This window comes from Flavobacterium sp., from assembly GCF_040379285.1.
In the GTDB taxonomy this organism is placed as follows: domain Bacteria; phylum Bacteroidota; class Bacteroidia; order Flavobacteriales; family Flavobacteriaceae; genus Flavobacterium.
The window spans coordinates 1-5,548 of the sequence record NZ_JBEILJ010000087.1 but is presented as its reverse complement, the minus strand read 5'-3'; the positions used below and the strand labels follow the sequence as shown (position 1 = coordinate 5,548).

Annotated in this window: 6 protein-coding genes and 1 pseudogene; all 7 read right to left on the bottom strand. The window is 39.7% G+C overall.

Annotation, left to right across the window (positions count from 1 at the left end):
* On the bottom strand, positions 1-377 hold a 377-nt coding region (locus ABWO12_RS11980), incomplete at its 3' end, for an SDR family oxidoreductase (protein ID WP_353089245.1).
* Positions 371-922 carry a dTDP-4-dehydrorhamnose 3,5-epimerase gene (rfbC, locus tag ABWO12_RS11975; protein ID WP_353089243.1) on the bottom strand — a complete coding sequence of 184 codons (552 nt, stop codon included), beginning with the start codon at positions 920-922 and terminating at the stop codon, positions 371-373. The genes rfbC and ABWO12_RS11980, both read right to left, overlap by 7 nt.
* A 1-nt stretch (position 923) precedes the next feature.
* Positions 924-1,787 (bottom strand): glucose-1-phosphate thymidylyltransferase RfbA, encoded by an 864-nt coding sequence (gene rfbA / locus ABWO12_RS11970; RefSeq protein WP_353089241.1) that lies wholly within the window; start codon positions 1,785-1,787, stop codon positions 924-926.
* Complete coding sequence (locus ABWO12_RS11965; RefSeq protein WP_353089240.1) at positions 1,784-2,758, bottom strand: hypothetical protein; 975 nt, start codon at positions 2,756-2,758, stop codon at positions 1,784-1,786. Before ABWO12_RS11965 ends, rfbA begins: the two co-directional genes overlap by 4 nt.
* Before the next feature lie 7 nt (positions 2,759-2,765).
* Positions 2,766-4,451, bottom strand: coding sequence for a DUF6909 family protein (locus ABWO12_RS11960; RefSeq protein WP_353089239.1), 1,686 nt, complete (start codon positions 4,449-4,451; stop codon positions 2,766-2,768).
* Between the two features lie 41 nt (positions 4,452-4,492).
* Positions 4,493-5,365, bottom strand: coding sequence for a carboxypeptidase-like regulatory domain-containing protein (locus ABWO12_RS11955; protein ID WP_353089238.1), 873 nt, complete (start codon positions 5,363-5,365; stop codon positions 4,493-4,495).
* Positions 5,362-5,548 (bottom strand): annotated as a pseudogene (locus ABWO12_RS11950) (hypothetical protein); the annotation flags it as partial. The pseudogene ABWO12_RS11950 and the gene ABWO12_RS11955, both read right to left, overlap by 4 nt.

The following is a 5,548-nucleotide window of genomic DNA, read 5'->3' as shown; positions in this document are numbered from 1 at the left end:
TAAACGCCGAGTGGAGCGGTTGGGTCGGTTTCCGTATAGGGCGTGTTTTGGGTACCGTCAAAAACGAAATCCGTAGATATGTGTACTAAAGTGGTCCCGAATTCGGAACACGCCTTAGCCAAATACTCCGGACCCGTAGCGTTAATTAAATACGCTTTATCCGGTTCGGATTCCGCTTTGTCAACTGCCGTATATGCTGCTGCATTGATACAATAATGGGGTTTAACTTTAGAAAAAACCGCTGTAATCGAAGCCGTTGAAGCAATATCAAGTTGCGTTGAGTCGCAGAATACCCATTCGATGCCGGGATAACTTTGTGCTACCTGTTGCAACGATTGCCCCAACTGTCCTGCTGCTCCGGTAACTAAAACTACCATACTTTTCGGGCGTTAATTAAATTAGGGAGTGTTTTGTCTTTTTCCGAAATAAGTAACGATTCTTGGTCCATAGGCCAATCGATTCCTAATTCGGGGTCATTATAAGCAATTCCTCCTTCGCTTTCTCTAAGATAAAAATTATCACATTTATAGAAGAAAGTGGCCGTATCACTCAATACCAAAAATCCATGGGCAAATCCGCGAGGGATAAAAAACTGTTTTTGATTTTCCCCGCTTAAATAAACACCCACATGTTTTCCATAGGTAGGAGAATTAGGCCGAATATCAACAGCTACATCCCACACTTCACCTTGCAAAACCCGCACTAATTTAGCTTGTGCCTGTTCGCCACATTGGTAGTGTAACCCGCGTAAAACACCTTTAGAGGAATAGGATTGATTGTCTTGTACAAATTGAACTGAAAGACCTGTTTTTTCTTTGAATTCATTTGCATTGAAACTCTCCATGAAATAACCCCTTTCATCTTGAATGATTTTGGGTTCGATAACAAAAGCTCCGCTCAATTCCGTTTCAAAACACTGCATACTACCGCTCTAATAAAGATATTAAATGTACACCGTATCCGCTTTTTAATAGCGGTTGTGCAATTGTTTCTAACTGTTTGGCATCGATGTAACCCATTTTGAATGCCGCTTCTTCAATTGCGCCAATCTTTAATCCTTGGCGTTCTTCAATCACTTGAACGAATTGACCTGCTTGCATTAAGGAAGGAAACGTACCTGTATCCAACCACGCCGTACCGCGGTCTAAAATACTGACTTTTAAATTTCCTTGTTTTAAGTATTCTTTGTTAACATCGGTGATTTCTAGTTCACCTCTCGGACTAGGTTGTATGTTGGCAGCAATTTCGAGAACAGAATTGTCATAAAAATAAATTCCTGGAACAGCATAATTTGACTTAGGTTGAGACGGCTTTTCTTCAATTGAAAGTACATTCCCTTCTTTGTCAAAATCAACTACTCCATAGCGTTCGGGATCTTGCACATGATACGCATAAATGATTCCTCCTTCGGGATTATTATTCGCTTGTAACAATTCGGCTAATCCCGTTCCGTAAAATATATTGTCGCCTAAAATCAAAGCTACTTTATCATTTCCAACAAATTCTTTACCAATAATGAAGGCCTCTGCCAAACCATTGGGGTGTTCTTGAACGGCATACTCAAAACGACAACCCAAACGCGATCCATCGCCCAACAATTGTTGAAACAATGGCAAATCATGTGGAGTCGAAATGATTAATATTTCGCGAATCCCCGACCACATCAAGGTAGAAAGCGGATAATAAATCATCGGCTTATCGTAAATGGGCATAAGTTGTTTGGAAACGGCCAACGTCAAGGGGTGTAATCGTGTGCCAGATCCACCGGCGAGTATAATGCCTTTCATAATTTATTTTTTTGCGTTAAATAAACCATTTTAAAAAATCGATATCCTGTGAAGAAAAACACAAAAAGTAACGGGAAAATAAACTTCATTTTTCCATTGATTCCTTTGGTGTTTTTGAGGTTCAAAGAAGTGTTAATCTCTTTGACAATTTTCTCATAATTAACCAACTCAATTTTGTGGTTTCCTTGTTCAATAACCAAATCATTTTTAGACTTTATAATGTCATTCAACTGGGTGTTTTCGTTGAAATAAATCAACTTATCGCTTTTTTGATTTCCGTTTACATTTTGAGAAAATCCATTTAAAACACCATCAATCTGTTTAATAATTAAATCATTGGCCACAATTTTATTTTTGACATTTTGAATGTTTATCGCCTGTATTTTTTTGAAATACTCGGACGCATTTATATAATTTAAGATTGGATCTACCACTTTCTTTTTATCGATAGGCTTTGCCGAAGTTACCAGAATTTGGTGGTACGGATAGTTTTTACTCGTTACATTATCTTCAATAATTTTTTTAATATCAGCATCTTCCGACATTAAACGAATCAGTTCAAAATTATCGGGACGATTTTCTATGAAACGATATACATCGGTTATTGGTTTTACAGAAATTTCAGCAACTTTTTTAGGCTCTTGTATTCCGACCATATTCTTTAAAAAAAGCGTATCGCCTTGTACTATTTTCGAATTCAACAATTCAACTTTAGAGTACAAATAATCATTACTACCAAAATTGGGCGTGACGATTACCTGTGTAGAATACGACTTCATAAAGTAATCTGCAACAGCGCCCAATACAACCCCAATACCAAATAATGCAATTAAAAACTTACGGTTATTAATAAAAAAAGAGACAAATTGAAACAATCGTTTCATAATGCCTGAAGAAAAATTACCCAAGCCATCTTTCATTTCAAACAAATCAATTTCTCTCTCTGCCGGAGATTGCGGTGTTGTACTCATGCGGTTATTAGTTAAAAAGTTGTTCTAAAATTTTAATTGTAATCAAATACGTAGGCTTCACTCCTGTGGTTCCTAATCCTCCAGAAGCCAGTGTGCTTCCCGTCTCCAAAGGATTATCGGATGCGTAGTAGGCATATCGAACTTTGACATTAGGGTTAATGCTTTTGCGTATGCGCGATGCCGACTGAATGGCTTTTTGGTAATACGCGCCTTCCATCTCCAAACCGATAGCGCCCCAAGTCGACTCGTGGAAAAATTTCAATAAATCTTTGTTCTGTAAGGAAGTTCCCAAAACCGTAATCATCGGTCCCGCATACACGGGTATTCCATGGCCTTCAAACAGTTCTTTGGTCAACTCATTGTCAAAAGGATAGTTGTCTGCCGTACCCTCGTTGATGTGGGCATTCGGAATCATAATATCGCCTTTGCCGCCTTCCAAGATTCCAGCCTTACCCATAATTGAAACCGATTCTACATTCAAGAAAAGCTTCTCTTTCCCCGATTTATAGGGTTTCAACAATTCGTCAATAGTTTCAAAAGCTTGCTCCCCAAAGGCATAATCCATAACAATAATCACGGGCGCCTCCCCTTTAAATTTTACGTTTGGGAAATTGGATTTTTTCCAATCTATTTTTGAGGTATCAAAGACTTGAACATCAATATTGGTTCCTGAGGTATCGGGTAGCGAAATCATACCATTTTTCAAGGCATATTCTTCCACTTTTTTACGGAGTTCCTTGTTTTCGGAAGCACTCAAATCTTCATAAATAGCATATTCCGATTGCTCTTTGTACTTACTTCCGATAACCGTTTGCGCATAAATCGAATTCATGACACTGTGCATATTGGCACTGATAATATGGATAGGACGCTGAATCAATCCGTTGTCATCCAACGTTTGTTTGATAGTATTGGCCCAAATCTCTCCGTGAATGTGGTGCCCCAAACGTTCCCGCAAAATGGGACTAAACGTAATCGTACGCTTGTTGTTATCTACTGCTTCTTCGATGGCCAATTTTCCCAGCCAATAAATCACATGTAAAAAACGATCGGGTTTTTCAGGAATGGCAAAGGCATCGTAAATGGCCAATACTTCTGAAAAACTTCGTCCTAATATATTCGCCGCATGAGAAATGGCAACTTCTTTTTCAATCTGAGTTAACTTTTTTCCCTGAAGTACCGCTTGTTCCAATTTCTTCCAATCGCGGGTAACCTCAACTTCAAACTCATCCAACAATACCCGATCTTTGATTTTATGCGATTCGATAAAAATAAAAGTCAAATGGGTTAAAATATCATAAATATCGGAACGTCCGCGGGTGATTTCTACATTCATTTGTTCGGCGTCAATACGGTAACAATTGCGACGACGTTTGGGAGGAATGATGGCTTTGAAATGCGATTTGGAATACCCTTCATCGGAAGTTAAATTGATGTACCGGCACTCTTCAATACCAATCGGCAAACGCTCAATTACATACAATAATCCGTTTAATTCTACTTTTTCTTCGGCAATACTGCCATAAATTTCGGGGCGAAGTTGAAGCAATGCTTCTCGTAAGGTGTCACCCGATACCCCCATCGGTTTATAAAAACCTCGGTTAAAAAGGTGACGCATGGTAATGTACAGTCGCTCGATAGCTGCCGAGGACTCTTGCGCTCTGGAGCGCGAAATGTTTTTAATTTCTTTCATTCAATAGGTTTTACTAACTCGCAAAGGTAATGATTTTGGATTTAGTTGGACAGAATCAGGGAAATGGACGGTTCGAGTATCATCAGTGTTGCCGACGGATCGTTCGTATCGCTTGGAGCCTTTTTCTGCCACTCGCCCTCTTGGTACGTCCATTGAAAAGGGACTTCTATATAGGCATACAACAAAAAAGGATAATATTTTCGCTGGATACGGGTTGTTCCTGAATTGGGGTCGACAATGATTTTTTCCTCCTTATTCCGTTCAATTAACAACTTTTCAAATCCAACAAAGAGTCCGTTTTTGGGCATCACCAAATTCCAATCAGATACATCGACCGTGGTGTGCATCACTCCCTTTTTTACCGTAACCAAAAGGTCTTTTTTGAGCAACTTCACTCCGGGCGCTCCCTTTTCATCTACGGCAAAAAAATGAAGTTTGACCAGCGCATCTTCTATACGGCAATCGGTTTGAAGGCGAACTTTTTTAATATACTTTGTTTTTGCGTAGGCTTGCAAATACGGGAAAAACTTGGTCTCTATTTTAGGACCATTATCAAAAGCTTGATAAATCGATTTTTTTCGAATGCCTATTTCGAGCAGCTTCGTGTTTTTTTGACCCGCAATCACTACTTCCTCCAAAAGGTATTCCTCGGGCGATAAAAGAACCGTTTGAGCGTGTTCGGCGGTCACTCGTTTTTTGGTATAACCCACCGAGGAAAACACAATGGTTTTTCCCAAACTGAGGGAAGGTAATTCGTAGGTGCCATCAAATTCAGTGGTAGCAGCCATTTGTTCGCCTTCTACCCAAAGGGTTACATACGGAATAGGCTGCCCCGAAAGGCTATCTTTGACCACACCTTTGACTTGGGCCAGGGCAACTACAGGAATTACAAGTAGGAATAGTATTTTTTTCATAACAAAGGCAATTGATCGGCAATCGTGCGATCGTTACTTAAGCGCGGAAGTTTGTTTTGACCTCCCAATTTCCCGATAGACTTCATATACGTTTGAAAACCGTTGGGCGCTACTGGCGTGACAACCACCGTTCGCAAAACATTCCCCGCGATTAAATCGTCATAATACACATTCTGTTGGCGC